Source organism: Acrocarpospora corrugata, assembly GCF_009687845.1.
Lineage (GTDB): Bacteria > Actinomycetota > Actinomycetes > Streptosporangiales > Streptosporangiaceae > Acrocarpospora > Acrocarpospora corrugata.
In genome coordinates, this window is sequence record NZ_BLAD01000068.1 from 24,921 (window position 1) to 49,528 (window position 24,608).

24 protein-coding genes are annotated in these 24,608 nt (G+C 67.4%); 17 read left to right on the forward strand and 7 right to left on the reverse strand.

What is annotated here, in order from left to right; translation table 11 throughout:
- Positions 1 to 24: 24 nt before the first annotated feature.
- Together Acor_RS26915 and Acor_RS26920 are read right to left on the reverse strand one after the other, a co-directional pair.
- Positions 25 to 1,014 carry a sugar ABC transporter permease gene (locus Acor_RS26915; protein ID WP_155339549.1) on the reverse strand — a complete coding sequence of 330 codons (990 nt, stop codon included), beginning with the start codon at positions 1,012 to 1,014 and terminating at the stop codon, positions 25 to 27.
- Positions 1,011 to 2,165 (reverse strand): MFS transporter, encoded by a 1,155-nt coding sequence (locus Acor_RS26920; protein ID WP_218034501.1) that lies wholly within the window; start codon positions 2,163 to 2,165, stop codon positions 1,011 to 1,013. Before Acor_RS26920 ends, Acor_RS26915 begins: the two co-directional genes overlap by 4 nt.
- Positions 2,166 to 2,266: 101 nt before the next feature.
- On the opposite strand from Acor_RS26920, the gene Acor_RS26925 reads away from it, so the two are divergent.
- A complete protein-coding gene (locus tag Acor_RS26925; RefSeq protein ID WP_155339550.1) occupies positions 2,267 to 2,848 on the forward strand; it encodes a sigma-70 family RNA polymerase sigma factor in 582 nt (193 codons plus the stop codon).
- 38 nt (positions 2,849 to 2,886) lie between these two features.
- Here Acor_RS26925 and Acor_RS26930 read toward each other — a convergent pair whose 3' ends face one another.
- Positions 2,887 to 4,503, reverse strand: a complete 1,617-nt coding sequence (locus Acor_RS26930; RefSeq protein ID WP_155339551.1) for a class I adenylate-forming enzyme family protein — start codon at positions 4,501 to 4,503, stop codon at positions 2,887 to 2,889.
- On the reverse strand, positions 4,500 to 6,233 hold the full coding sequence (locus tag Acor_RS26935) for a CoA transferase (protein WP_155339552.1): 1,734 nt from the start codon (positions 6,231 to 6,233) through the stop codon (positions 4,500 to 4,502). The genes Acor_RS26930 and Acor_RS26935 overlap by 4 nt, the downstream gene beginning before the upstream one ends.
- Before the next feature lie 136 nt (positions 6,234 to 6,369).
- Between Acor_RS26935 and Acor_RS26940 the strand changes: the two genes are divergently transcribed.
- Entirely contained in the window at positions 6,370 to 7,512 is a 1,143-nt protein-coding gene (locus Acor_RS26940) for an acyl-CoA dehydrogenase family protein (protein WP_246239162.1), read from the forward strand.
- Here Acor_RS26940 and Acor_RS26945 read toward each other — a convergent pair.
- Both Acor_RS26945 and Acor_RS26950 read right to left on the reverse strand, forming a co-directional pair.
- Entirely contained in the window at positions 7,509 to 9,680 is a 2,172-nt protein-coding gene (locus tag Acor_RS26945) for a heavy metal translocating P-type ATPase (RefSeq protein WP_281353265.1), read from the reverse strand. The two genes, Acor_RS26940 and Acor_RS26945, sit on opposite strands and share 4 nt — an antisense overlap.
- A gap of 32 nt (positions 9,681 to 9,712) precedes the next feature.
- Positions 9,713 to 9,916, reverse strand: coding sequence for a heavy-metal-associated domain-containing protein (locus Acor_RS26950; protein WP_155339554.1), 204 nt, complete (start codon positions 9,914 to 9,916; stop codon positions 9,713 to 9,715).
- A 265-nt stretch (positions 9,917 to 10,181) separates the two neighbouring features.
- Here Acor_RS26950 and Acor_RS26955 point away from each other — a divergent pair, with 265 nt between their 5' ends.
- The 4 genes from Acor_RS26955 to Acor_RS26970 all read left to right on the forward strand — a co-directional run bounded on the left by Acor_RS26955 (position 10,182) and on the right by Acor_RS26970 (position 13,675).
- A complete protein-coding gene (locus tag Acor_RS26955; protein WP_155339555.1) occupies positions 10,182 to 10,634 on the forward strand; it encodes an MFS transporter in 453 nt (150 codons plus the stop codon).
- A gap of 122 nt (positions 10,635 to 10,756) precedes the next feature.
- Positions 10,757 to 11,290: a copper chaperone PCu(A)C gene (locus Acor_RS26960; protein WP_155339556.1), complete on the forward strand. Its 534-nt coding sequence runs from the start codon at positions 10,757 to 10,759 to the stop codon at positions 11,288 to 11,290.
- On the forward strand, positions 11,290 to 12,465 hold the full coding sequence (locus Acor_RS26965; protein ID WP_155339557.1) for a Dyp-type peroxidase: 1,176 nt from the start codon (positions 11,290 to 11,292) through the stop codon (positions 12,463 to 12,465). The genes Acor_RS26960 and Acor_RS26965 overlap by 1 nt, the downstream gene beginning before the upstream one ends.
- A gap of 514 nt (positions 12,466 to 12,979) precedes the next feature.
- Positions 12,980 to 13,675: an MFS transporter gene (locus Acor_RS26970; RefSeq protein ID WP_218034502.1), complete on the forward strand. Its 696-nt coding sequence runs from the start codon at positions 12,980 to 12,982 to the stop codon at positions 13,673 to 13,675.
- A gap of 133 nt (positions 13,676 to 13,808) precedes the next feature.
- On the opposite strand, the gene Acor_RS42365 is transcribed toward Acor_RS26970, so the two are convergent.
- The gene (locus tag Acor_RS42365) at positions 13,809 to 14,045 is read right to left on the reverse strand and encodes a GntR family transcriptional regulator (RefSeq protein ID WP_281353266.1); all 237 of its coding nucleotides are present in this window, start codon (positions 14,043 to 14,045) and stop codon (positions 13,809 to 13,811) included.
- 5 nt (positions 14,046 to 14,050) lie between these two features.
- Here Acor_RS42365 and Acor_RS43440 point away from each other — a divergent pair, with 5 nt between their 5' ends.
- The 11 genes from Acor_RS43440 to dbpB (Acor_RS27020) all read left to right on the forward strand — a co-directional run bounded on the left by Acor_RS43440 (position 14,051) and on the right by dbpB (Acor_RS27020) (position 23,931).
- A complete protein-coding gene (locus Acor_RS43440; protein ID WP_218034503.1) occupies positions 14,051 to 14,416 on the forward strand; it encodes a serine integrase family protein in 366 nt (121 codons plus the stop codon).
- Positions 14,417 to 14,444: 28 nt separating this feature from the next.
- Positions 14,445 to 15,470 carry a recombinase family protein gene (locus tag Acor_RS26975; RefSeq protein WP_281353268.1) on the forward strand — a complete coding sequence of 342 codons (1,026 nt, stop codon included), beginning with the start codon at positions 14,445 to 14,447 and terminating at the stop codon, positions 15,468 to 15,470.
- Between the two features lie 260 nt (positions 15,471 to 15,730).
- Positions 15,731 to 16,480 carry a DUF2637 domain-containing protein gene (locus Acor_RS26980; protein WP_170317097.1) on the forward strand — a complete coding sequence of 250 codons (750 nt, stop codon included), beginning with the start codon at positions 15,731 to 15,733 and terminating at the stop codon, positions 16,478 to 16,480.
- Positions 16,481 to 16,990: 510 nt separating this feature from the next.
- A complete protein-coding gene (gene queC, locus Acor_RS26985) occupies positions 16,991 to 17,683 on the forward strand; it encodes a 7-cyano-7-deazaguanine synthase QueC (RefSeq protein WP_155339559.1) in 693 nt (230 codons plus the stop codon).
- Positions 17,680 to 18,324: a 7-carboxy-7-deazaguanine synthase gene (gene queE, locus Acor_RS26990; RefSeq protein ID WP_246239164.1), complete on the forward strand. Its 645-nt coding sequence runs from the start codon at positions 17,680 to 17,682 to the stop codon at positions 18,322 to 18,324. The genes queC and queE overlap by 4 nt, the downstream gene beginning before the upstream one ends.
- Complete coding sequence (gene queD, locus Acor_RS26995) at positions 18,324 to 18,680, forward strand: 6-carboxytetrahydropterin synthase QueD (RefSeq protein WP_155339560.1); 357 nt, start codon at positions 18,324 to 18,326, stop codon at positions 18,678 to 18,680. Before queE ends, queD begins: the two co-directional genes overlap by 1 nt.
- Positions 18,677 to 19,477 carry a GTP cyclohydrolase FolE2 gene (gene folE2, locus Acor_RS27000; RefSeq protein ID WP_155339561.1) on the forward strand — a complete coding sequence of 267 codons (801 nt, stop codon included), beginning with the start codon at positions 18,677 to 18,679 and terminating at the stop codon, positions 19,475 to 19,477. Before queD ends, folE2 begins: the two co-directional genes overlap by 4 nt.
- On the forward strand, positions 19,474 to 20,400 hold the full coding sequence (locus tag Acor_RS27005; RefSeq protein WP_218034505.1) for a hypothetical protein: 927 nt from the start codon (positions 19,474 to 19,476) through the stop codon (positions 20,398 to 20,400). Before folE2 ends, Acor_RS27005 begins: the two co-directional genes overlap by 4 nt.
- The gene (dbpB, locus tag Acor_RS27010; RefSeq protein ID WP_155339562.1) at positions 20,397 to 21,527 is read left to right on the forward strand and encodes a DGQHR domain-containing protein DpdB; all 1,131 of its coding nucleotides are present in this window, start codon (positions 20,397 to 20,399) and stop codon (positions 21,525 to 21,527) included. The genes Acor_RS27005 and dbpB (Acor_RS27010) overlap by 4 nt, the downstream gene beginning before the upstream one ends.
- Positions 21,524 to 22,762 carry a tRNA-guanine transglycosylase DpdA gene (gene dpdA / locus Acor_RS27015; protein ID WP_155339563.1) on the forward strand — a complete coding sequence of 413 codons (1,239 nt, stop codon included), beginning with the start codon at positions 21,524 to 21,526 and terminating at the stop codon, positions 22,760 to 22,762. Before dbpB (Acor_RS27010) ends, dpdA begins: the two co-directional genes overlap by 4 nt.
- A complete protein-coding gene (dbpB, locus tag Acor_RS27020; protein WP_155339564.1) occupies positions 22,759 to 23,931 on the forward strand; it encodes a DGQHR domain-containing protein DpdB in 1,173 nt (390 codons plus the stop codon). The genes dpdA and dbpB (Acor_RS27020) overlap by 4 nt, the downstream gene beginning before the upstream one ends.
- Positions 23,932 to 24,608 lie beyond the last annotated feature (677 nt).

A 24,608-nucleotide genomic window follows, 5' to 3' on the forward strand; every position in this document is an offset into this window, starting at 1 on the left:
ACGGCCGCTCCGCGCGCCAGGTGCTCAGCAGGCGAAGGGATCGATCGCTCCCGTGAGGATCGCCAGGCCGAGCGCCAGGAAGAAGTCCCCCCACACCAACTCGTGGCGGGTGGCGACACCGCGGTCGAAGTCGTAGCAGCCGTCGAGCAGCCGACCTGCCCGCACGTGCTCGGAGACCAATGTGCCGAGAAGCTGAGCGGCCCGGTCCCGAAGTGGGCCGGATGGATCGCTGTCGGCCAGTTTCAGCGCCGCGGCGGCTTCGATCGCGGCGGCGGAGGTATCCGGCGGGCTGGACCGCTGTGCCGAAGCGGCGGGTATCCGTTCCGAGCCAGGAGCGAATCTGGCCGCGACGGCCGGATATTCGAGGATTCGGTGCGGTGCGCCCGCGTCGGCGACCGCCAGCGCCAGCCATCCCACCGTGCGGCTCCAGCCCAGCGGAGGGTCAGGATGTGGCGCCCATGTGCCATCCGGCCGGGCCGCCCAGGCGGGATGTGCCTCCTGGCCGCCGAGCGTCAGTTCGATCTGCAGGTCGAGTTGGCGACGCGCGGCGTGCTCTCCCTCGGGGCCGCTCCGGCTCAGCAGGGGTATCAAGCCTGGCAGCGCGTCGACCCTGGCCAGCTCCCGAGGTCCACCGAACGCGCCGCCCCAGGGGACCAGCCCGAGCACCGGATCGTAGGCGTCCATACATTCGCGGGCCGCGCTGTCGCGCAACGCGGTGTCGCCGGAGAGCGCGGTGCCGTACCAGAAGATCAGGCCGCGGGTCGCGGTGTCGACGTCAGCCCAGGGAGCCAGCGACGCGGTGCGGGACGCCGCGGAAGAGGAGTCCCCGCCGGTGACGGTCGCCCGCAGCCAGAGCAGGCCCGCCCAGAAACCGGCCGTCCATGAACCGCGCCCGGTGGTCGTCCATCGTCCGGTGGCCGGGTCGGCGTACAGCGGCCAGCGGTCCCCTACTTCCTCCTCGGTCTCGCCCGCTCGTTCCAGGATCTCGGCGAGCGCCCGTTCCGCCCAGCTCATGCCCGTGTTCCGGCACGGTTGCGGGCGGCGGCCAGCAGTGCCGCGGCGGCGAATTCCGTGGCCACCAGCGCCCAGCCCCACCCATAGTCGGCGACCTCGATCAGCAGTGCGACCAAAGGTGGGCCGACGGCGAAGCCGGCGAAGAAACCGGCCGAGACGAGCGCGGAGTCGCGGCCGGCCGTTCGCGGGTCGGCGCGTTTGATCACCGCGACCATGGTGACGGCGTTGCCCGCGACGGCGAAGGCGCCGACGGCCGCCGTACCGGCCCAGACCAGGGCGGGCCACCAAGCGGCGGCGGCGATGAGCAGCGCCGCACCGCAGGCTCCGGCTGCCAGGAGTCCGAGGAGTGCGTCGGGCTGTCCGAGCCGGCCTGCCTTCCGGGACCAGCCGACTCGCCCGGCCACTCCGGTGATGCCCAGGATCGCGACCAGCCAGGCCGCCACGACCGGGCTCAGGCTCAGCCGCTGCGTGCCGTAAAGGGCGAGATAGGTGTTGATCGAGGCGATCCCGCTGCCCAGCAGGAAGGAGAAGAGCGCCAGTCGGCCTACGGCGGTGCGAGGCAGGTCCGCGTTCCGGGCGGTGCCCGGCGTCGCTGGGCGGTCAGGCGGCAGGGCGCGGATCGCCCAGGCCGCGATGACCAGGGCGATGGCCGCCGCCGTCCACACCGCGCCACGCCAGCCCGTCCAGATGGCGAGACTCGCGAGCGGCAGTCCGGCGGCGAAGGCGCCCAGCTGCACTCCCGACTGCTTCCAGCCGGTGATCGCGCCACGCCGCACGGGCTCGACCACGGCGAGGATGACCTTGTTGGTGGCGGGATTGGCCAGTGCCTGCGGGAGACCGCCCAGCGCCACCGCCGCCAGGAGCATCGGCGTGCCGGACGCGGATCCGATCAAGGCGAGTGCCGCGGCGGCCACGACCAGCAGCACGACCAGGCAACGACGAGGACCCAATCGATCGACCCACTGCCCCGCGCTGAGCGACAGAAGTGCCGCGACGCCGAATCCGGCGGTGGTGGTCAGGCCGAGCGCCGAGCGGGAGATGCCCGCCTCTTCGACCAGCCGAGGCCCGAGCGCGCCGACCAGGAACAGCTGCAGCATCGAGACGCCCATCACCGCGGTGAGCAGCGCCGTTATCGCTTGTGGTCGCGCCATCGCGCTCCCCTTCCGTCCGTGAGATCCCGGCGAACCAGACAGTCGTCGGCGAACCCGGCCCAGTTCCCCGAACCGTGTCCCGCTCTTAAGGAACGATCAACATGAGTTCTGTCGCGACCCACCACCGAACGGTTGAGGACGACCAGCGGTTGACCATGCTCGCCTTGGCCGCACGCGAGGGAACACCGGCCGAGGTCGAAGCGTTCACTCGCGCCGTGTACGGCGATGTGCGGCGATTCCTCGCCTATCTCACCGACAACCAGTCGGCCGAGGATCTCACCCAGGAGACCTTTGTTCGCGTGCTGCGCAGTCTGCCGGGGTTCGCCGGCCGGTCATCGGCCCGGACCTGGTTGTTGTCGATCGCCCGCCGGGTCGTGGTCGATCGTTTCCGGTCGGCTTCCGCGCGGCCGGTGGTCGCCGACCTCGCCGACTGGCAGTCCGCCGCCGAGCGGTGCCAGCTTCGCGATCTGCCCGACGCCGGGGACGGAGTGGCCGTGGCGGATCTCTTGGCGGCCGTGCCGAGTGAGCGGCGGGAGGCCTTCGTGCTCACCCAGCTCGTCGGCCTGCCCTACGCCGACGCCGCCGCCCTTCTCGGCTGCCCGGTGGGCACGATCCGGTCCCGCGTCGCGCGGGCGCGTGGCCAGCTCATCGCGTCACTGCTGGAGGCGGACCGGGCGGCGTGAGCAGGGTGGGGCCGGAGATCCCCCGGCCCTTGCCCTGATCACGCCGACTGGGGTTGCGGCAGCATGGCGCGCAGCGCGGCGCGGTCCGGCTTGCCCGCGGGTGTCAGCGGGAACTCGGCGACGACCAGCAGGTGTTCCGGATGCTTGACCTTGTCCAAGCCCGCGGCGGTCAGGTGCGCGCACAGGTCGGTCAGGTCGAGGCCGAAACCGGGACGCGGGACCACGCAGGCGGCCAGCCGCTCGCCCATCACCTGGTCGGGCACCCCCACACAGACCACCTCACGCACCCCCGGGTGGGTTGACACGGCGTTCTCGACTTCGGCGAGGCTGACGTTGGCCCCGCCTCTGATGACGACCTGCTTGAGGCGGCCGACCAGGCGAAGCCGCCCGGCCTCGTCGATCATGCCGAGGTCGCCGGTGCGGACCCAGCCCTCGGCGGTGCGGTAGCGCTGGTTCAGTTCCGGGGCTCCGACGTAGCACATGGGGGTCATCGGGCCACGGGCGATGATCTCCCCGAACTCCTCGGTGTCCGAATCGATGCGGATCTCGGTGACCCGGGGATCCGGCAGGCCGACCACGACACCCGGCCCGGGATCGTCGTCCGGGGTCCGCCGCAGGCCGCTGTGGCAGTTCACGCCGTCCGCCGAACCGTACAGGTTGACGACAGGGCAGCGGAAAGCCGCGCTCGCCTCGGCGGCCGTGGCGGCGTCCAGCTCCGCGCCGCCGAGGACCAGGGCGGTCATCGCGGGCAGGTCGCCGGAGCGCGGCTGGTCGAGCATTCTTCTGATCATGGTTGGTACGGCCAGCACATGGCTCGGCTGATGGTCGCGGATAGCGGCGAGCGCTCCCGCTGGCGTGAAATGGTCGAGTAACACCAGCGTGCCCCCGTGCCGGGCCAGCGTGACGGCGGTGCCGTTGCTGCCGAACGCGGAGGCCAGCGGGACCAGGAACAGGCAGCGCGGCGGGTTCTCGTCGGCGATCAGCGTGGCCATGAAGTTGCCCCGGCCGCCGGCGAGCGCGTTGTGCGAGTAGGCGACCATCTTGGGTTCGGCCTCCGAACCTGAGGAGACCAGGATGCGGGCGGCGCTGTCGGGGTCGGGGCGGGCGGGGACGAAGGTCCGGCCATTGGTCGAGAGCACGTCGATCCAGTCCACGGCACCCGCCGGAGGCTCCTCCGTGCCTGCGGCGATCACCGTGCGCAGGCCGGGGAGGCGGGCCGCGACCGCGACCAGATCTTGAGCGTGCGGCATGCCGCGATACTCGGTTGCCACGATGGCTGCCCGCGCTCCGGAGCGGCCCAGCAGCGAGACCGCCTCCGCGGCTCCTCTGCCGACCGGGAAGGGCAGCGCGACCGCGCCGAGCGCGGCCACCGCCAGATCGGCGATCACGGCGTCCCTGCCGTTCGGCAGCTGGATGCCGACTACATCGCCAGGACATACGCCGAGCTGTCTGAGCCCTGCGGCGGCCGCGCGGACCCGCAGGTCGAGGTTGGCGTAGACCAGCTCGCCCGCATCGTCCACGACGGCCACCCGACTCGGGTCCGCCAGGCGGTGGGCCCGGAACAGCGCGTACAAGTCAAGGTCGGGGCAGGTGCCATCAGCCGCCCACGCTCTGCGGAGCGTCGCGGGGACGAGATCATTCAGGTGCAAGGTCATGCGAATCTCCAAGGAGGGGGCACGGCGATCGCGCCGTGCTCGTCACGGGTCAGAACGGAGGCGAAGCGTTCGTCGCTCGGGAGTGCGTTGAGGTCGGTCGTGACCGCGGTGGCCCGCGATCCGCGCGTGCGCAGCCTCTGGACTGCCTCGGCTGTGGTCATGCCGGTGAGCGGTCCAGGATCTTCGCACCCGTCGGCCACGGCCACCCAGCCGTCGGCGGTCGGGTACGGGTGGCGGAACCCCGCGGGCATGCGCGGATCGAGGCCCTGGGCGAGCTTGCGTAACGCCGACTCGGTGAGCACCTCGGCCGCGCCGAGCAGTGAGGAGTCCACCCGGACCCCGCGCCCGTCCCGCTCGCGCAGGAGCAGCCCGGCCAGCACGGCCTCCGCGCCGAGCAGGCCGCCGAGGACGTCGAGCAAGGTCATCAGTGAGGGGGCGGAGGGTTCTCCGGCAGGTCGTACCGCCTCGCCCACGGCGGTTCTGGCCTGGACCATGAAATCGGTGCCCAGCGGAGCGCCGGGCAGCCGCCCGGCCCAGCCGCTGGTGTAGGCGTAGACCAGGCCGGGATTGACCGCCGACAGATCGCCGTCGTCCAGGCCGAGCCGTTCCGCCGTTCCCGGGGCCCAGTTGTGGACGAAGACATCCGCGTCCGCGACCAGGTCACGGAGCTCGGCCCGGCCCGCCGCCGACTTGATGTCGATCTCCACCGCGCTCTTGCCCCGGTTGAGTGCCAGCCAGCGCGCCGACAGATCTCCGCAGGTGGGCGGCATGCCGCGGAGCGGGTCTCCGCCCGGCGGTTCGATCCTGACGACGTCGGCGCCAAGCAGGCCCAGCAGGTGGGCGGTCAGCGGCGCCTGGATCCTTCGCCCGGCCTCCAGGACCGTGAACCCCGCCAACGGCCTGCTGACCTCCGCCGTGGATCGGGGCAGATCGCCTGCGGGAAGCGTGGACGACAGCTCCCAGGGCGCGTCAGGTCGTGGCTCGTTCAGGCGATCCGCGAGGGAGCGCAGGGCGCACAGGGATGCGCCGGACTCCTTCGCGGCCTGCCCCACGGCATACCAGTCGGTGGATCGCGCGCGCAGGTGCAGCTCATCGGGCAGCGGGGAACTCGCGGTGGCATAGCGGAACTGGAAGTACCGCCAGGCGGAGGCGGCGAGCCTTTCCGGCGCGCCGAGCGCCCGCCAGAACGCGACCCATACCTCCGCATCAAGGGTTTCGACCTCGAAGCGGACGCCGTCGCTCGTGGTGAAGGGAGGCCCGCCCGGCGCGTACGCCACTGCCTCGTCTTCGTCCGCGGTCGCGGCGGCCAGATACTGGCTCACGCTGAGCAACCCGGCCAGGTCGACCCCGGTCTTGAGGCTCTCCACCGCCGCACCGCGAGCACGGCCGATCAATCCGGCGAGCACGCCTTGTACGGCCAGCACGCCGCAGGTAGTGGTCAGATAGTCGGCCGCCAGCCCCCGGGGCGCGCCGCCGCTGCGCCCGTGCACATGGGTGACGCCGGTGGCTGCCTGGGCGGTGGCCTCATCGCTCACGTCTTCTTCCGGGGCGGCCATCGCCCAGGCGATCTCCGCGGTCAGTTGCCCGGTGACCGTCACGATCCCGGGGCCTTCCGTGGCCGGGCGTTCGGTGGTTTCGGCTCCCAGAAGGGCGAGATGGCGTACGGCGATGGCGGTGAGTGCGGGCGGTCCTGACGCCGTTACCTCGATATCCCGAAGTGGGCCTGTCATGGCTCTCCTCTCCCACGGCGGTAGCCGTGAGTCGTGCCTGACGCGGGCGGGAACCAGGACGCGCGTTCCTACGACCTGTTCCAAGCAGGGAGTCGTATGGAAATTTCTGTCAGTTCCCGGCATGTCTGGAGTTGGGATGAGAGAGCAGTGGGGCGCGCCCGCTTGCCCGCCGCATGTCCGCGACCTGAGGGACGAGGTAGCCGGATTCATTACCGAACGCGTCATTCCTCACGAAGCCGCCCTGGACGCCGGCGCGACGGACGCGCTGGTCCAAGAACTCCGGAGTGAGGCCCGCGCGAAAGGGCTGTGGGGCCTGTCGCTGCCGCCCGAACTCGGCGGCAACGGCCTGGCGCTGCGGGACTACGCCCACATCGCGGTGGCAGAGGGTGCGAGCGACCACGGCCCCGCCATTCTGGGATCGGCTCTGCTGCTGGACGTCCGGACCCTCGCCGGTCATGACCGATACCAGTCGCGGCTCGCCAGCGGTGAACTGACCATGTGCAACGCCATGACCGAGCCCGATTCCCCCGGCTCCGACCCCGCGCTCACCCGCACGCGCGCTTCCCGTGGGCCTGACGGCTCGTGGACGGTCCACGGCCGCAAGTGGTTCGTCAGCGGCGCCGCCCACGCCGACCTGGCCGTGGTGCTCGCGCGCACGTCAGGTGGATCGCCGGGCACGAACGGCCTGTCCACCCTGCTGGTTCCCACCTCCGCCCCCGGCTTCCGGGTGGTACGCGAACTCCCGGTCCTCGGGGCCGGAGGCCAATGGGAGATCGCCCTGGACGGCGTACGCGTGCCCGCCGACCACATATTGGGGGAGGAGGGAAAGGGCCTCCGCGTGGTGGGCGAACGAGTCCGGCTCGGTCGTCTCCTGCGCTGCCTGCGCTGGCTGGGCCAGGCTCAGCGGGCGTTCATCCTGATGCGTGAGCGGGCCCGCACGCGCTCGATCTCCACCGGACGGCTCGCGGATCTGCAGCTCGTGCAGAGCCTGGTCTTCGAGGCGTTACTGGCCATCAGAACCACCCGTGCCCTGATCTTCGAGGCAGTCGCCCTGGTGGACGCGGACCAGGACGCGCGCATCGAAACCGGCCTCGCCAAGGTGGCCGCCGCCCGGATGCTTCAACAGGTCACCGACGCCGCCATCCAGGTCCACGGCGCGGCCGGGCTCGGCCCCGACACCGCACTGCCCGCCCTGTTCCGTACGGGCAGGATGGCCCGACTGCTCGACGGCCCGGACGAACTCCACATCAGCGCCGTGGCGCGGCGCGTGCTCCGCTAGCGGAAGCGCCGCAACCGCAGGCTGTTGGTGACCACGAAGACGCTCGACAGCGCCATCGCGGCTCCGGCGATCATCGGATGGAGGAGTCCCGCCGCGGCCAGCGGAAGCGCCGCGACGTTGTAGGCGAAAGCCCAGAACAGGTTGCCCTTGATGGTCGCCAGCGTCCGCCGGGCGAGGCGGATCGCATCCGCCGCCGCGCGCAGGTCGCCGCTGACCAGGGTGAGATCGGACGCCTCGATCGCGACATCGGTGCCCGTGCCCATGGCGATGCCCAGATCAGCCTGGGCCAGCGCCGCCGCGTCGTTGACGCCGTCACCGACCATGGCGACCGAACGCCCTTGACGCTGCAGGTCACGGATGGCCTCGACCTTGCCCTCGGGCAGCACTCCGGCGATCACCTTGCCGATCCCGACCTCGGCCGCGACGGCCTCGGCCACAGCTGGATGATCTCCGGTCAACAGCACAGGCGAAAGCCCGAGGTCCTTCAGGTCCTGTACGGCCTGTGCCGAAGTCGATCGGACCACATCGGAGACCACCAGCACTCCACGGGCCGCACCATCCCAGCCCGCGACCACCGCCGTGGCACCGACCGATCCCGCTTCTGCCAGAGCCTTCTCCACCGTCGAAGGCAGATCGCCCCACCGTCCGGCGACCAGATCCGGCCGACCGGCCAGGACCGACTTCCCCGCCACCCTGCCCTCAACGCCGAGCCCCGGCAGAGCGGCGAACTCCGCTACGGGCAGGGTGGACTCCGCCGCCTCGGCGATCGCCCGCCCAATGGGATGTTCCGATCCCCCCTCCAATGCGCCGACCAATCGGAGGATCTCGTCCGAATCCTCGCCATCGGCGGCAACCACGGCGGTGAGCGTCATCCGTCCCTCGGTCACCGTGCCCGTCTTGTCCAGGACGACGGTGTCGATCCGGCGGGTGCGCTCCAACGCCTCCGGTCCTTTGATCAGGATCCCCAACTGGGCTCCGCGACCGGTTCCCACCAGCAAGGCCGTGGGCGTGGCCAAGCCGAGAGCGCAAGGACAGGCGATGATCAAGACGGTGATGGCGGCGCGGATCGCCTCGGCCGGCGGCGATTCCAGCAGCAGCCATGCCGACAGCGTGGCCAGAGCGATCACGATGACCACCGGGACGAAGACCGCCGACACCCGATCCGCGAGGCGCTGCACGTCGGCCTTGCCCGACTGTGCCGCCTCGACCAGGCGGGCGATCTGGGCCAGCCGGGTATCGCCGCCGACTTGGGTCGCCCGCACCACCAACCGTCCGCCCGCGTTGACGGTGGCACCGACGACCCGATCCCCGACGCCGACCTCCACTGGCACGGACTCGCCGGTGAGCAGGCTGGCGTCCACGGCGGAGACGCCCTCGATCACCGTTCCGTCGGTGGCGATCTTCTCTCCGGGGCGTACCACGAAGACGTCGCCCACGCTGATCTGGTCAGCGGGGACGAGGATCTCGCGGCCGTCCTGGAGCAGGGCGACCTCCTTGGCGCCGAGATCCAGCAACGCGCGCAACGCCGTACCCGCACGGCGTTTGGCCCTGGCCTCCAGATACCTGCCGACCAGGATGAACACTGTGATTCCGGCGGCGACCTCGAAATACACCATCGGATGCGTTGCGGCTGACGCGGAGGCATGCGTGGCGTGATGTCCGGTCGGCTGTGCCCGCGCCGCGAGAAGTTCCCAGAGCGACCAGCCGAACGCCACCAGAGTGCCCAGCGACACCAGCGTGTCCATCGTGGCCGAGCGCTGCCGCAGGTTGGCCCAAGCGGCCCGGTGGAACGGCCATCCGCCGTACAGGACGATCGGGAGGGTGAGCGCCAGCGAAACCCACTCCCACCCGGCGATCCACAGCGCCGGAACCATCGCGGGCACGATCACGCTGACGGCGCAGGACGCGGAGATGATCAGCCGATCCTCCAGCGTGTCACGCTCCTCGCGGGTGCGGATCGTCTGCGGCAGCTCGGCGGTGTATCCGGCGCGTTCGACCTCCGCCACCAGGACCGCCGGGTCAAGGTCCGCCGGATGCGTGACGCTCGCCTTCTCGGTCGCGTAGTTGACCGCCGCGCTCACACCTTCGAGCTTTCGCAGCTTGCGCTCGATCCGGTTCGCGCAGGCGGCGCAGGTCATGCCGCCGATGGAGAGCTCGGTGGTCGTCACCGTCAATGTCCTTGTCACGATCAGGGTCACGATCAGGCGAGGGTGTACCCGGACTCCTCAATGATCTGCCGGATGGCCGCGTCGTCGACGGGGTCCACTCCGGTCACCTCCATCCGGCCCGTGGGCAGGTCGATGTCGACCCCGCTCACGCCGGCAACGTCGCTGACCTTTCCGGTCAGCTTGGCGACACAGTTCTGGCAGTGCATCCCCTGCACCACGTACTCGTGGGTGTTCATGGCTCTCCTCGATCTGGTGTCATCAGCAGCTACGGCCTGGGACCTGAGCGGGTTCAGTCCTGACCCATGGCAGCTGTCGGATGCGCTACGCCAATAGTTCCCGCGAGTTTTGGTGTCCTGCGGCGGGTTCTAGAGCGCAGGGTTCGCATGGAATGATTGCCGAATCATGTCCGCGACCATGCCCTTCCGCCTTGCTCGCGCTGCGGCCTTCGCCGTCGTCAGCGTGGGTCTGAGTGCGCTGGCGCATGTCTTCGGCGGAGGTTCGGTGTCTGCGCCGGGCCTGATCGGCGGGCTTGGGCTCGTGTTCGTCGCCGCGCTTCCGCTGTCCGGGCGGGAACGGACGTTCGGCGTAATCCTGGGGCTGCTCGCGGGGGTGCAGGTCGGGCTGCATCTGCTGTTCTCACTGGCACACACGATGTCGGCTGCCGAACCATTCGGGCACGTCCACTCCGGGCTGGTCCCGGGGCTGGGCATGCTCGTGCTGCACGGGTGGGCGGTCGGCCTGATCGCGATGTGGCTGGCGCGCGGGGAAGCCGCCCTGTGGGGACTGCTTCGCCGCTTGGTCGTACGGCTGTGCCGGATACTCGCCGTCCATCCCGACCCGGCCTGGACGTACCGGGTCAGGCCCTGGCGCGCTGAGCCAACGATCATGCGGTCCGCGGTGCTCCGTCACGCGCTGAGCAGGCGTGGGCCACCCGGGGTTGTCATCGCCGCCTGACCTTCATGGTCCAGGTGGTACCGCTCGTTCATCGACCCGCGCTGACGCCGGTCGGTCTCCCGTACTTGTGTGACAACCCCCTGCCCGTCACGATCACCGTGCCGGGCGAGAAAGGCATGACCATGTCTGTTCGCCGTGCGGCATCCCTTTGCCTGCTCGCGCTCGCGCTCACCGGCTGCGGTTCCGAACCGATTGCCGCCGCACCAGCACCCGCCAGCCCGTCCGTCGTGGCCACCCCGGCACCCGCGCCGACCCTGTCGATCACCGATCCCTGGGTGAAGACCACCAAGGAAGGCATGACCGCCGCCTTCGGCACCCTCGTCAACAACACCGACGCCGACGTGGTCGTCGTCTCCGGCGCCTCACCCCTGTCTCCGAAGGTCGAACTGCATGAGGTGGTGGACACTGACGGAAAGATGGTCATGAGGCCGAAGGAGGGCGGGTTCACGATCCCCGCCCGTAGCAGCCACCAGCTCCAGCCCGGCGGCGACCACATCATGCTCATGGGTGTCACCGAAGAAGTGAAGCCGGGCGCCCAGATCGAGTTCACGCTCACGCTCAAGGACGGCGGGACACTCCAGTTCACCGCCGTCGGCAAGGATTTCGCCGGAGGCAAGGAGGACTACCAGCCCGGCATGGACATGGGCGAGAGCTGATGACCCAGCATCTCACTCGACGCGGGCTGTTCGCGGGAGGCGCCGCCACCATGGTCAGCGCCCTCGCGACGCGCCCTTCCGCGCAGGGCGGAGAGTCCCAGGAAGCGGGACCGGGGGTCGGTCACACGCCTGCCCCAGCGGTCGCCGAGCCGTTCGACGGAACGCATCAGGCGGGAATCGCGACACCTCCGCAGGCGCATGCCGTCTTCGCCGGGTTCGACCTGCGGGCCGGGATCGACCGGGAGGCGATCGGCCGGTTGCTGCGCCTGCTCACCGACGACGCCCGCCGGCTGACCGCCGGCCGACCGGCACTGGCCGACACCGAACCAGAATTGGCCACGGTTCCGGCCCGACTGACGGTCACCTTCGGCTTCGGCCCCGGACTGTTCGCGGCGGCCGGTCTGAAGTCACCGGTACCGGCCCTGCCGTCCTTCAAGACCGATCGCCTGCAGAAGAAGTGGAGCGGAGGCAATCTCCTGGTCCAGATCGGCTCCGACGACACCCTCACCCTGGCCCACGCCCTGCGCATGATCGTCAAGGACGCGCGGGCGTTCGCCCGGGTCCGCTGGACCCAGCGCGGGTTCCGGCGTACCTCTGCCTCCGGTGAGACCCAGCGCAACCTCATGGGCCAGCTCGACGGAACCGTCAATCCCACCGACCTGGACCGGGCTGTGTGGATCTCCGACGGCCCGGACTGGCTGCGCGGTGGCACCACGCTGGTGCTCCGCCGGATCCGGATGAAACTGGAGGAGTGGGACGCCACCGACCGGGTCGGCCGGGAGTTCACCATCGGCCGCCGCCTGGACAGCGGTGCTCCACTCACCGGCAGGAACGAACGCGACGAACCGGACTTCGACCAGGTCACCCGGATCGGCTTTCCGGTGATCTCGGAGTTCGCGCACATCCGGCGGGCGCACGTGGAGGATCCGGCACTGCGGATCCTGCGGCGGCCGTACAACTACGACGAAGGGCTCAGCCGGGAAGGCCGTTCCGATTCCGGGCTGCTGTTCGCGTCGTACCAGGCGGACATCGAGCGGCAGTTCGTTCCCGTCCAGCGCCGCCTGGCCGACGGCGATCTGCTGAACGAGTGGGTCACCCCGATCGGGTCGGCGGTCTTCGCCATCCCGCCGGGTTGCGCGCCAACCGGCTGGATCGGAGACCGCCTGCTCGCCTGACCACCGGTGATCGCGGTCCTCCCCGGCGGGCGGAGGGCCGCTACCGGGTTCGCGGGTCTTGGCAGACGGCAGGGCCGTCGGCAGGCGGGCGGCGCAATGAGCATTCGTAGACGGCTCGCGTCAGAGCCTCGCCACGGGGCCCGCCAGCCGCGGGCGACCGGTAGCCGCAGGGCGGATCCGTCCGTCGGCTGCCGGAGTCCGCCGAGGTCGGGGATGACCTCGTGGATGATGGCGCAGCCGAGCACCGGGGACCAGAGCCGGGGGGCATGTCCGAACTGGACGACGGAAGTAGGAGCCCCAATTAATATCGAGCTCGGGGCACGCCGGGCGTATTGGCGAAGGCGTCGAGCATGACGATGTAGTCAGATTCGGTGCGGACGTGCTGGGCCAGCCACCACCCGGTGGTGATGTGCAGGGGGCCGGGCGACCCTGGTCAGGCTCACCCGGTGCCGGGCGGCCAGGACGGACACGCTGCTGATGCCAGGGCTGACCGCGCTCGGCGAGACTGTCCTGCATGACGAGCGGGCCCGCCGAGTCGACCACCAAGCCCTCCGCTTCACCTGCGGCCGCTGCCAAGAACGGGGCTTGGATGAGCCGCGGCGTCGCCGGGATCGGCTCGGCCAGTTTCCTGGCCGATGTCGGCCATGAGATCCCAACCGCGCTGCTGCCCTCCTTGCTGACCTCCACCTTGGGCGCACCCGCCGCAGCCCTCGGCGCTATCGAGGGCATCTCCGACGCGCTGGCCGGGGCCGCCCGGTTCGCCGGCGGCGCGCTGGCCGATGACCCGCACCGGCGGCGCACCGTCGCGGTCGGCGGCTACACCACCACCGCCGTCCTGGGCGCCGCGACCGCGGTCGCCACCTCGGTCTGGCAGGTCGGCGTGCTGCGCGCGGCTGCCTGGACCACCCGCGGTCTTCGGGTCCCGGCCCGCAACGCGCTGCTGGCCGACATCGTCCCGGCCGCCGCCTACGGCCGGGCCTACGGGTTCGAGCGGATGATGGACAACCTCGGTGCCATCTTCGGGCCGTTGCTGGCCATCGCCCTGGTCGCCCACCATCGGCGTCCAAGGGGCGATCGGCCTGTCGGTCATTCCCGGCCTGCTCGCCGCCGCCGCGATCGTCTACGCCATCCGTCATACCCCACGCCCTCAACGCCGCGGGCCGTCGCGCCCGCCACCGCCCTGCGGGCGGGTGAGGAGGCGACCGCGTGAACGAATCGCCGACTACATTCGCGTCCCAGAGGTGATCAGCCGAACGCGAGGACCACGATGGGTCAGGGGATCACTCGATCATCGAATTACGTCGTCTCGAAAGCCGGGCTCGTGACGGATGGACGTGAGTAGCTCATTGGCTTTCGAGGTCCCGCACCCGTGCCTCCAGGCTTTTCAAGCGCTCGGCTAGCCGCTGGACTTCGCTGATGACTTGCTGCAACTCGGCGGGCGGCTCGATGCGGTCAGGAACCTGGATCACGTATGTACCGCGCGTCGATTGCGCGCCGATCACGCCCTCGCGCGCGAGTTCATCCAAGGCTCGACGGAGCGTCTCGATGGCCACGCCGTAACGAGCACTTCGGGATCCCACTGTGGGTGCCCGAGGTGGGCGGTCCGATCGATCCGAACAACGAGGCCCATGACCTGGTCATGAGCGTGTTCGGCGGTATGAGCAAGGGCGAGCGCAATCGGATCAAGGTCCGTGTGCGAAGCGCCATGTCCGCCCAAGCCCAGATGGAAGGCCGCTTCCTGGGAGGCCGGCCACCTTACGGCTACCAATTGGCTGACGCGGGCCCACACCCCAACCCCGCCAAGGCGGCCGACGGCAAGCGCGCCCACCGGCTGGAACTCGATCTCGTTGCCGCGCCTGTCGTGGAACAGATCTTCGCCGCATTCCTCAACGGCTATGGCCTGTTCGCCATCGCCGAGAGACTGACCTACAACGAGATCCTCAGCCCATGATCCGGACCGGAACCGTCACCGCTCCGGCATCGCCTGGTCCAAGAGCGCGGTGCGCGCCATCTTGACCAACCCCCGCTACACCGGCCACCAGGTATGGAACCGACAGCGCATGGACGAGGTCCTCATGGACGAGGTCCTCATCGACGTGGACGACGTCGGCCTAGGCCACACCACCAAACTCCGCTGGAACCCAAAGGACAGATGGATCTGGTCGGATGCTCCCGCTCACCCACCGATCGTGAACCGTGTCGATTTCGAGGCGGTTCAGGAGACGCTGCACAGTCGCGGTGATCGCCCCACTGATAAGACCGTCAGGAGAGCTCAGCATGTGTATCAGCTGCGTGGACGCCTGGTCTGCGGACTCTGCCACCGAAGGATGCAAGGCCACTGGTCCAATGAGATGCCCTACTACCGGTGCCGGTTCCCCGAGGAATACGCACTTGCCAACCGGGTGACCCACCCCAGAAACGTCTACCTGCGCGAGATCGACATTACGCGGAAGCTGGATCGCTGGCTGGCGCGCTTGTTCACTCCGTCAAGCATCGACCGGACCATGGATCTCCTGGTCGCGTCCCACGATGCCCCGGTCCCCGAGCTGCGCGAGACAGAGACCATCAAACGACAGATGGCAGAGTGTGACCGGAAGCTGGCCCGGCACCGCGCTGCACTAGAGGCTGGCGCAGACCCTGTGCTCATCGCCGGTTGGATGACCGAGGAACAGGGGCGGAGGACCACGCTGGAACACCGGCTCAGACGGCTTCCGATCACGCGGCCACGATCTTTGGGTCGGGATGGTCTGGCCGCGTGCCTGCGTGACCTTAGGAGCCTCGTGGATGTTCTGGAGAAAGCCGACCCAGCCCGCAAGGCCAAGATCTACGCCGAACTCGGCATGGAGCTGATCTACCACCCCGCACAGCACAAAGTCCTGGTCGCCGCTTATGGCAACCAGGACTCCATGGGGTACGGGTACGTGTCCGAGGGGGGACTTGAACCGTTCGCCTATCTCCTGAGCAGCACTGACGCTCCATGGCTGGACATCTCATGTCCGGAATAGGCGCCCAGGGAGGCGGTGCCCGCACCCACCTCAACGAGATCGGGCCCTACTTCGCGGCACACGCCCATGCCGGGGAAGTCCATCAACCGCCAGTTAAGGATCTTCAGCAGACAGCCTCAGCCGCGCCCAGGACAACGGTGGTACGGGGGCAGGGCCTAGGTGATTGCAACACCGAACCCCTCCCCGCATCCCGGCAACCTGAGCGACCCGGAAGCCGGGCCGCGCGCCACGTCTCGACACGAGCAATTGCCGGGGATGTGGTGCCGATCGAAGGGGCTTGGGTCGAGCGCACCCGGGGTGATCGGTACGGGGACCGGATCATCCTGGGCTTTGCCGTGGCTGTCCTCTTGGCGGTCGCCGGCGCGGCTGCCTACGTCTCCTACCACCACTTCTACGGTCTTGCGATCGCCCTGGGTGAGCGGCACGACATGGCCATCCTGTATCCAGCGATGTCTGACGGCGTGATCGTCATGGCTTCGCTGGTGATGGTCTATTGCTCGCGTCGTCGGCTTCGTGTGCCAGTGCTGGCGTGGGTGGCGCTCTCCCTGGGCGGCGCGGTGACGCTGGCGGCGAATGTGGCGCACGGCTGGTCCGGTGGACTCGGATCGCGGCTGGTCAGTGCCCTGGCACCGCTGGCTTTCGCGGGAGCGTACGAGCTACTGATGTGGATCGTTCGCAACAATCGGCGACCCTTGGAGGCGGTCGAGGCGCAAGAGCACGTGTGCCAGCTCATGGAGACCGTGGTCGAGGTGGAACGGGTGGTGCCGGTGCTTCCTTTCGACCGGCATGAAGCGGCACGGCTCAGCTATATCGACAGCCTTGGCGAGGGTAAGCAGCGCATCGGTCGGCGCCCACTGATGCGCCGGTGGGGATTGGAGCAGCGCGAAGCGGAGGAAATCATCGCTGAGGTGGACAAGGAAAGGGCACAGTCCACCGATGTGGAAGCGAGCCAGACGTCCGATACGGAGGACGCGGTGCCGCCGAGCCGCACGTATGGGGACGGGACGTAAGGCATCCTGATCGCCGCAATGTGCGGGTGCTGCTCTCGCCTGCGATCAGCGAACAACCGCGACGGGTAGGTCCACGTTTCCCTATCCACCGCCCTGGTGGATAGGGAAACGAACTCCTACTTATCCGTCCGTGTCAGGGTTGGGTGCCGAGCCACTCCTGGAAGTGGGGTCGGTGAGTTCAGCATCAGTCGCGTCGGGGTTGTCGGCGCCAACGACCTTGATGTTCCCGGCGGGCGCCGAGGAATTTGGCTGAATTGGGCCGGGTGGTGGCGGGCACCGCGGTCTGTGTGGCCGCACAGCCGGTGGTGGCTATGGCGAGCGCCAGCAGCGCGGGGGAGGGTTCCCGTGGGGTCTCCAGGTCGGGAGGCTCAGGCAACCATCACCCGTGCGGCCTGCCCTCGGCGCTACGACTTCCTCATGCAGTTATTTCACGGTACGGTGGCCGCTGATGCGCAGAACTACGCCCATGTAGTTTCCATATCTCATACAGTTTCTGAGCGAGGGTGTGCGATGAGCGATCCGAAGGCAGTGGTGCTGCTCAGCGGTGGTTTGGATTCCGCGACGGTACTTGCAATCGCCCGCAGCAAGGGGTTCGATCCGTACGCGTTGAGCTTCCGCTACGGCCAACGACACTCCGTTGAGTTGGAGGCAGCCACACGCGTTGCCGCAGCACTCGGTGCACGCCGCCATGTGATCGCCGACATTGACTTGCGGGTGTTCGGTGGTTCCGCTCTGACCGACCCTGCGATCGCGGTGCCCCATCACGACAGCGCCGATGAACTCAGCTCGGGGATCCCGGTGACGTACGTGCCGGCCCGCAACACGATCTTCCTGTCATTTGCCTTGGCATGGGCGGAGACGCTCGGTGCCTCGGACATATTCATTGGCGTAAACGCAATGGATTACAGCGGCTATCCGGACTGCCGGCGAGAGTACATCGAGGCATATCAGCGGATGGCGAACCTTGCCACCAAGGCGGGCGTCGAGGGGACCCAACAACTGGAGATCCATATGCCGCTGGTGGATCTGACTAAGGCGCAGACGATCTCCTACGGCCTGAAGCTAGGCGTGGACTACGGCCTGACCCACAGTTGCTACGATCCAATTGGCGACCGCGCATGCGGAACGTGTGATTCGTGCTTGCTGCGCATCCGGGGCTTCGCAGTGCTCGGGATGACGGACCCGGTGATGGCGACGGTGTGATCGTGTACCGAGTCAAGGAGATCTTCTACACGCTCCAGGGCGAGGGTAGCCATGCAGGCCGGCCATCGGTGTTCTGTCGGTTCACCAGCTGCAACCTGTGGACCGGTCGGGAACGGGACCGACATCGGGCCATATGCCAGTTCTGTGACACGGACTTCCTTGGTACGGACGGCCCCGGCGGGGGCCGTTTTCGTTCTGCGGCCGATCTCGCCGCCGCAGTCGCCAAGGCCTGGCAGGGTGGAGACCATCCACAGGCCCGCCGGTACGTGGTGTGCACGGGTGGAGAACCGCTGCTCCAACTCGATGCCGCTGCGGTAGAGGCGCTACATGCTGAAGGATTCGAAGTCGCCATTGAAACCAACGGCACCCTTCCTGTGCCGACGGGCATCGATTGGATCTGCGTGAGCCCCAAGGCCGGCACAGAGTTGGCCCTGACCGCTGGTGACGACCTGAAGTTGGTGTTCCCGCAGCCCGAGGCAATGCCTGAACGATTCGAGCACTTGGCCTTCACTAGACTGCTTCTGCAACCGATGGATGGCCCGGATCGAGAGGCGAACACGGCTGCCGCGGTGGCATACTGCCTTGAGCATCCGCAGTGGCAACTCAGCCTGCAAACGCATAAGTACCTGGGGATCTCGTGATGGAGATCTTCCGCGAGTTCACCTTTGAAGCCGCGCACCGGCTGCCCCAGGTGCCAGAGGGACACAAGTGTGCCCGGCTGCACGGCCACTCCTATCGGCTTGAGGTCCGCATCTCTGGCGCTGTTGACCCGTCCATGGGTTGGATCATGGACTTCGGTGATCTGAAAGCTGCCGTCAACCCGGTAATCGTGCAATTAGATCATTATTACCTCAATGAGGTTCCTGGCTTAGAGAATCCAACCAGTGAAAACCTGGCCCGCTGGGTGTGGGATCGGCTGGCCGATGCATTGCCGCTGTCAGCGATCGTGGTCCGCGAGACGTGCACCTCTGGTTGTGTGTATAGGGGTGAGCGATGAGTCTCATCGACGTGCAGGCCTTACCCGACCAACGGGGTATCGCTCTTGGCACAGTCGGGGTGGAAGGGCTGCGCTACCCCGTACTGGTGTGCGACGGTCAGGGCGGCAAACGCGACACGGTTGCCACCATGACCATGACCGTCGACGTAGCTGCCGAGGTTAAGGGTGCGCACCTGTCTAGGTTCGTGGAGGTGTTGCACACCTGGCGAGACCAACTTGACACCGCAAGCATGCTGCTCATGGCGGACGATCTGCGCCAACGCATGGGCTCACGCCACGCGACCGTAGCGGCTAGCTTCGTTTACTTCCTGGAACGCCAGGCACCAGTCACCGGTGTCGCCTCGTTCATGGACTATCCCTGCACCATCACTGCCGTCGTCGGCTTCGACACCAATGTGCTGCAACTGCGCACCGAAATAGCGGTCACCAGCGTCTGCCCATGCAGCAAGGCGATCAGCGACTACGGAGCGCACAACCAACGTGGCCGGGTCACCATCGACGTCAACCTCGAAGATCCAGGCGGCCTGTGGTTCGATGAACTGATCAACATTGGCGAACGCTGCGGCTCGTCGCCGCTCTACGCGCTGCTGAAGCGTCCGGACGAGCGACACGTGACCATGGCCGCATACGAACACCCAGTATTCGTTGAGGATATGGCTCGGAATGTCGTCATCGCCCTGCGTGATGACCCGCGGATCACCTGCGGCACCGTCCGGGTGGTTAACGACGAGAGTATCCACAACCACGCCGCGTTCGCCCAGGCCTCATGGCCCATACAAGATGGCCGTCTGCGATGACGGCCACCAGCGGCGGCCCGCTACACCTCGTTGTGACCTGCGCCAACCGCAAACGCCACGCCATCCCCGTAGACCTTCACCTGCGTGCGGTCACCCAGCGACGGCCGGCGGCCCGGTTCGCCGCTTGGACTGCCCGCCTCGACGATAGCGATAGCGGCCGTTACTCGGCTGTCGACCTCTATGCTGGCGAACACTGGCAGATCGCCCGCGCCCTCACCCAGACGCCAGCGGCCAAGACGGCGCAGCTGTGGATCGCTTCGGCTGGCTACGGACTCATCCCGGCCGACGCCGCGATTTGCGCCTACGCCGCTACCTTCTCTGTCCCAGCATCCGACGCGGTCGGTGTCTCCGTGAGTGAGGTCGCCGACTGGTGGCACCGCCTCAGCACCTGGGCAGGGCCCGCTCCCGACCAGCCACGCAGCTTCGCCGCGCTCGCCGCACGCGACCCCGATGCCACTGTGATCGCGGTGTTGTCCGCTGCCTATCAGCGTGCCTGTGGCGATGACCTACTCGCCGCCGCCGATCTCCTCGACTCCGACGCGCTGTCGGTGGTCGGGCCGTCTAACGGACACCCACTACTCGTCGACATGCTGGTACCGGTTACCGCGACGCTGCAACACACCGTCGGCGGCAGCCTGCAAGCCCTCAACGTCCGCACCACCCAATACCTCCTCGAGCACGGCGCCGGTACGCGCCGCACTGCCCTGCGGTACGCCGCAGCGGCTGCGGCACCCGATAACCCGCCGACGCCTCGCGCGACAGGCCAGCGCATGTCGGATGCCGAGCTCGTCGCCTACATCCACGGTCATGCTCACAACAGCGCGACCCAGTTGCTGCGGCAACTGCGGGACACCGGCCGCTCCTGCGAACAGCGCCGCTTCGCGCAACTGCACCGCGACGTATGTGGGGCGCATCGACCATGACTGAATCGGCCCCCGAATTGAAGCGGCGAGCGCTGCGTATCGAGCAGCTCGATGGCCACCCGCTGTATTTGTTCACACTGACTGCCGCCGAAGTTCTCCAGGTCGCGGACGTGTCGCGAGTCAGCCGCGACGAGGCCAGTCAATTGATCGGCTACCAGCGGCCTGAGGTCCGCAGCCACGTCCAAGACATCATCGACTACCTCAACAGCGGCCCGGTCGTTTTCCCTAACGCGATCATCCTCGCCCTGTCATCTCGGGCCACTTTCACGGGGAGCCGCGGGCCGCGCGCCAACGACGGCCTAGCCACCGCTGGTATCTTGACCCTGCCCCTAGCCGCCTACGGAGAGCCGAAACTGGCGTGGATCGTCGACGGGCAGCAACGCGCGATCGCCTTGTCCCGCTCCGAGCGCAGCAACTTTCCAGTCCCGGTCACCGCGTTTGTCGCCGACACGGTCAGCCTGCAACGCGACCAGTTCGTGCGCGTTAACAACACCCGACCGTTGCCACCGAGCCTGGTCACTGAACTGCTTCCCGAGGTCGACGCGCCGCTGCCCCAGCGACTCAGCGCGCGGAAGGCGCCGTCTCTGGTATGTGACCGGCTCAACACCGACGAGCGGTCCCCGTTCTACAAGATGATCAAGCGGGCATCTACCCGCGCTGAGGCTGCCCACACTGCTGTCATCGCGGACAATAGTATCGTGTCGATGATCAAGAAGAGCCTGGCCAACGGTTGCCTGTACCCGTTTCGGAACCTGACGAGCAACGAAATCGACATCGACGGCATCCACAAGGCGCTGTGCACGTACTGGAGCGCCGTGCGCGACGTGTTCCCCGACGCCTGGGGTAAGCCAGCCACCGAAAGCCGACTCATGCACGGTGCTGGCATCCGCGCGATGGGCCAGTTGATGGACCGCGTACTCGTCATCGTCGACCCCCGTGGTCCGGATGCTCCCATCGAGATCCGCAAGCATCTCGACCTTATTGCCCCGTACTGCCGGTGGACGTCCGGTACCTGGGACCAGATCAACTTGGCCTGGGACGCCGTGGAAAATGTCGACGGCCAAATCCAGACGCTGTCGAACTACCTCATCCGCGTTTATCGCGACGTCAGGGCGTCACAGTCGTGAGGTTCTTCTTTCCTGACAGCCAGGACCAGGTTGACCCTGGCTTCGATTTCGTCACCGAGGAACGCGACCCCCTACGGGTGCGGCAGCGTGATGACCTCTACGCCCACGAAGTCCTGGATCCGCCGCCCTTCCACGGCCTATTGGTGTCGAAATCTATCGTGGACGGCTACTCCGACGGGAGCGCCGGTAAGTACACGGGTGCTCAACGGCGCCGCCTTTATCGGGAAGGTGCGCGCGAGTTCTTCCGTCTCGACCACGCCAGCGGACCGCTACGGATCATGGGTGACTGCGGGGCGTTCTCGTACGTCAAGGAGACCTATCCGCCCTATAGCGTCGATGATGTAATCGACTTCTATGACGGGTGCGGCTTCGACTACGGCATCGCCGTTGACCACGTCATCTTCCAATACGAACCAGAGATCAGCCGCGACGACGAACGAGCCATTGAATGGGTACGTCGCCAGGACATTACTCTCACCCTGGCCAACGACTTCTGGAAACGGTGCAAAGACCGCCGCGTCCGCTTCTCCCCGCTCGGAGTCGCCCAAGGGTGGAGCCCACAGTCCTACGCAGATGCGGTGGTCGCCCTGCAACGCATCGGCTATCGGCGCATCGCTATGGGCGGCATGGTGCCGCTGAAGACCCGCGAGATCCTCGCCTGCCTGCGTGCCGTCGATGACATACGGCGATCCGACACCCAACTACATCTTCTAGGCATCAGCCGCTGTGACGACATCCCCACCTTCGCCACTCATGGAGTCACCAGTTTCGACAGTACCTCGCCGTTCCGGCAAGCGTTCAAGGACGACCGCGACAACTACTACACCTTCGATAGCACCTACATCGCTCTGCGCGTGCCACAGGTTGACGGCTACGTTAAGCTGCGCAAACGGATTGCCTCCGGTGAAGTAGACCAACGGCAGGCAATCATCCTAGAACGCTCCGCCCTGCGGCTGCTGCGCGACTACGACGCCGGCATTGCGTCTCTCGATGACACCTTGGCGGCGCTGCAGAACTACAGCCAAGTCTGGGACGGTAAGACCGACCGCAGTGCCGCCTACCGCCGGACGCTGCAAGATAGACCCTGGCGAGACTGCACCTGCACGCTGTGCCAGACCTTGGGTATCGAGATCGCCGTATTTCGCGGCACTGAACGCAACAAACGGCGCGGCTTCCACAACCTGCACATCTTCAGGAACCGGTTGCGCGCCCAACTCGGAGAGGACCTCACGTGACGCGGACACCCGCCACGCCGCCTAAGGCCAGCCGCCAACGGCGTACGTTGCGCTTGCCAGCCTTGGAGATCCAGCAAGGACCCAATCGGCGCGTCTATACCTTCGCCATCGACGGCAAACACGTCGCGGACATCGCGACTGTGTCCCGTATCCGTCGCGACGAGGCCACCGAACTGCACGGATACCAACGGCCGGAGAGCCAGGCCCACGTCGCGGCGATCCGCCGTTATCTCGACACTGACCCCAGCCCGCTGCTGCCCAACGCGATCGTGGTCGCCTTCGACGAGCGGGTCCGCTTCTATGCAGACGAGTCCACCGATGAACGGCCTGCGTTCGTACGCTCCGGAACGATCATCATTCCTGTTGTCATCGACGGGGAGGAGGCGGACAAGCCGGGGTTCATTGTGGACGGCCAGCAGCGCAGCGCCGCCATTCGTGACTCCAAGCTCGATGAATTCCCGATCTGCGTCACCGCGTTCATTACCGATACTCATGCTGACCAGCGATCCCAGTTCATCCTTGTCAACTCCACCAAGGCATTGCCGAAGGGCTTGATTCACGAGCTTCTCCCCGGGGCGGCCGGTGCGCTCCCGGCGCCGCTCATGGCACGCCAATTGCCGGCAACCCTCGTTGAACGACTGAACTTTTCAACGACGTCGCCGCTGCGTCGCATGATCCAGACGCCGACCAATCCGAATGGGCTGATCAAAGATAACTCGATACTGCGAATGTTGGAGAATAGCCTGAGTAACGGAGCTCTTTATCCCTATCGTGGCGACGGTAGAGGCCCGAACTTCGGCTGTATGATATCAATCCTGGATAACTTCTGGGGTGCGGTGGCCGAGGTGTTCCCGGACGCGTGGAACAAGTCGCCGCGGCGGTCGCGGCTTATGCACGGGGTCGGCATCATGGGCATGGGCGCGCTCATGGACGAGATTTCGCACGCGCGCGGCAGCGCTTATGAGATCGTGAGTGCGGCAGAGTTCGCCGTCGATCTTAAAGTGATCGCCGATGACTGTCACTGGACCGAAGGATCTTGGCCCTTCGCGGATGGGCCGCGCGCATGGAATGGAGTGGAGAACACCTCGCGCGACATTGCCCGCTTGCAGGACTACCTCATCTCCTGTTACGAAGTCAGGGTAGGCCGTAGGCGCGGCGGAACTCGATAACACGCCGCATACTGTAAACGTTCAGAGTGATCTGCGCGTCGGTTTATGTTCAGAGGGCGGATCAGGCATTGGCGCGGTTCGGCCCCAGTCATGGGGCCGGTGGATAGGAACGCCGCGAGGAGATGGTAGGCCTGCAGCAGCTGTTATCTGGTGATCGAGATCGTGGGAGTGTCCGTCGCCGGAGTCTCGGGTGTTTGGGGTGCCCCGGAGGGACGTGTCGAATCTGGGTGAGGAGTTGTGCCAGTTGGGCCCGCTCGCCGGGGTGTAGTTGGGCTTGCGGTGCGGATCGAGGCCGGAGTGTTGGATGGCATGGTGATGCCGGTCAGTCGGCGGCGGCACGTGGGTATCGGGGGTGGCTAGGCAGTTTCTTGAGGCGCTAGCTTGGGGCCGTTGTTCGCGATGACCTTCATTAGTGATGGAGCCGGTCCAGGATCGCGTGACCAAGACCTCGTCGACGGCCCCCTTCGCCCTGCTACGCTTCCCGCTCGGTTGACGAGAAGTCACCATGGCGACGACGACATCGAACCCGCACCGCCAATCCCACTGCCAGCGGCGATCACCTAGAGGCTGACCCCGCAGTGTGGACAGTAGCGACCATATCTAATATCTTTTGCGGCGGCGCCGAACCACCGCTCACAGTTTGAGCAATGTATTATGGCCTTATGGCACCCTGGACA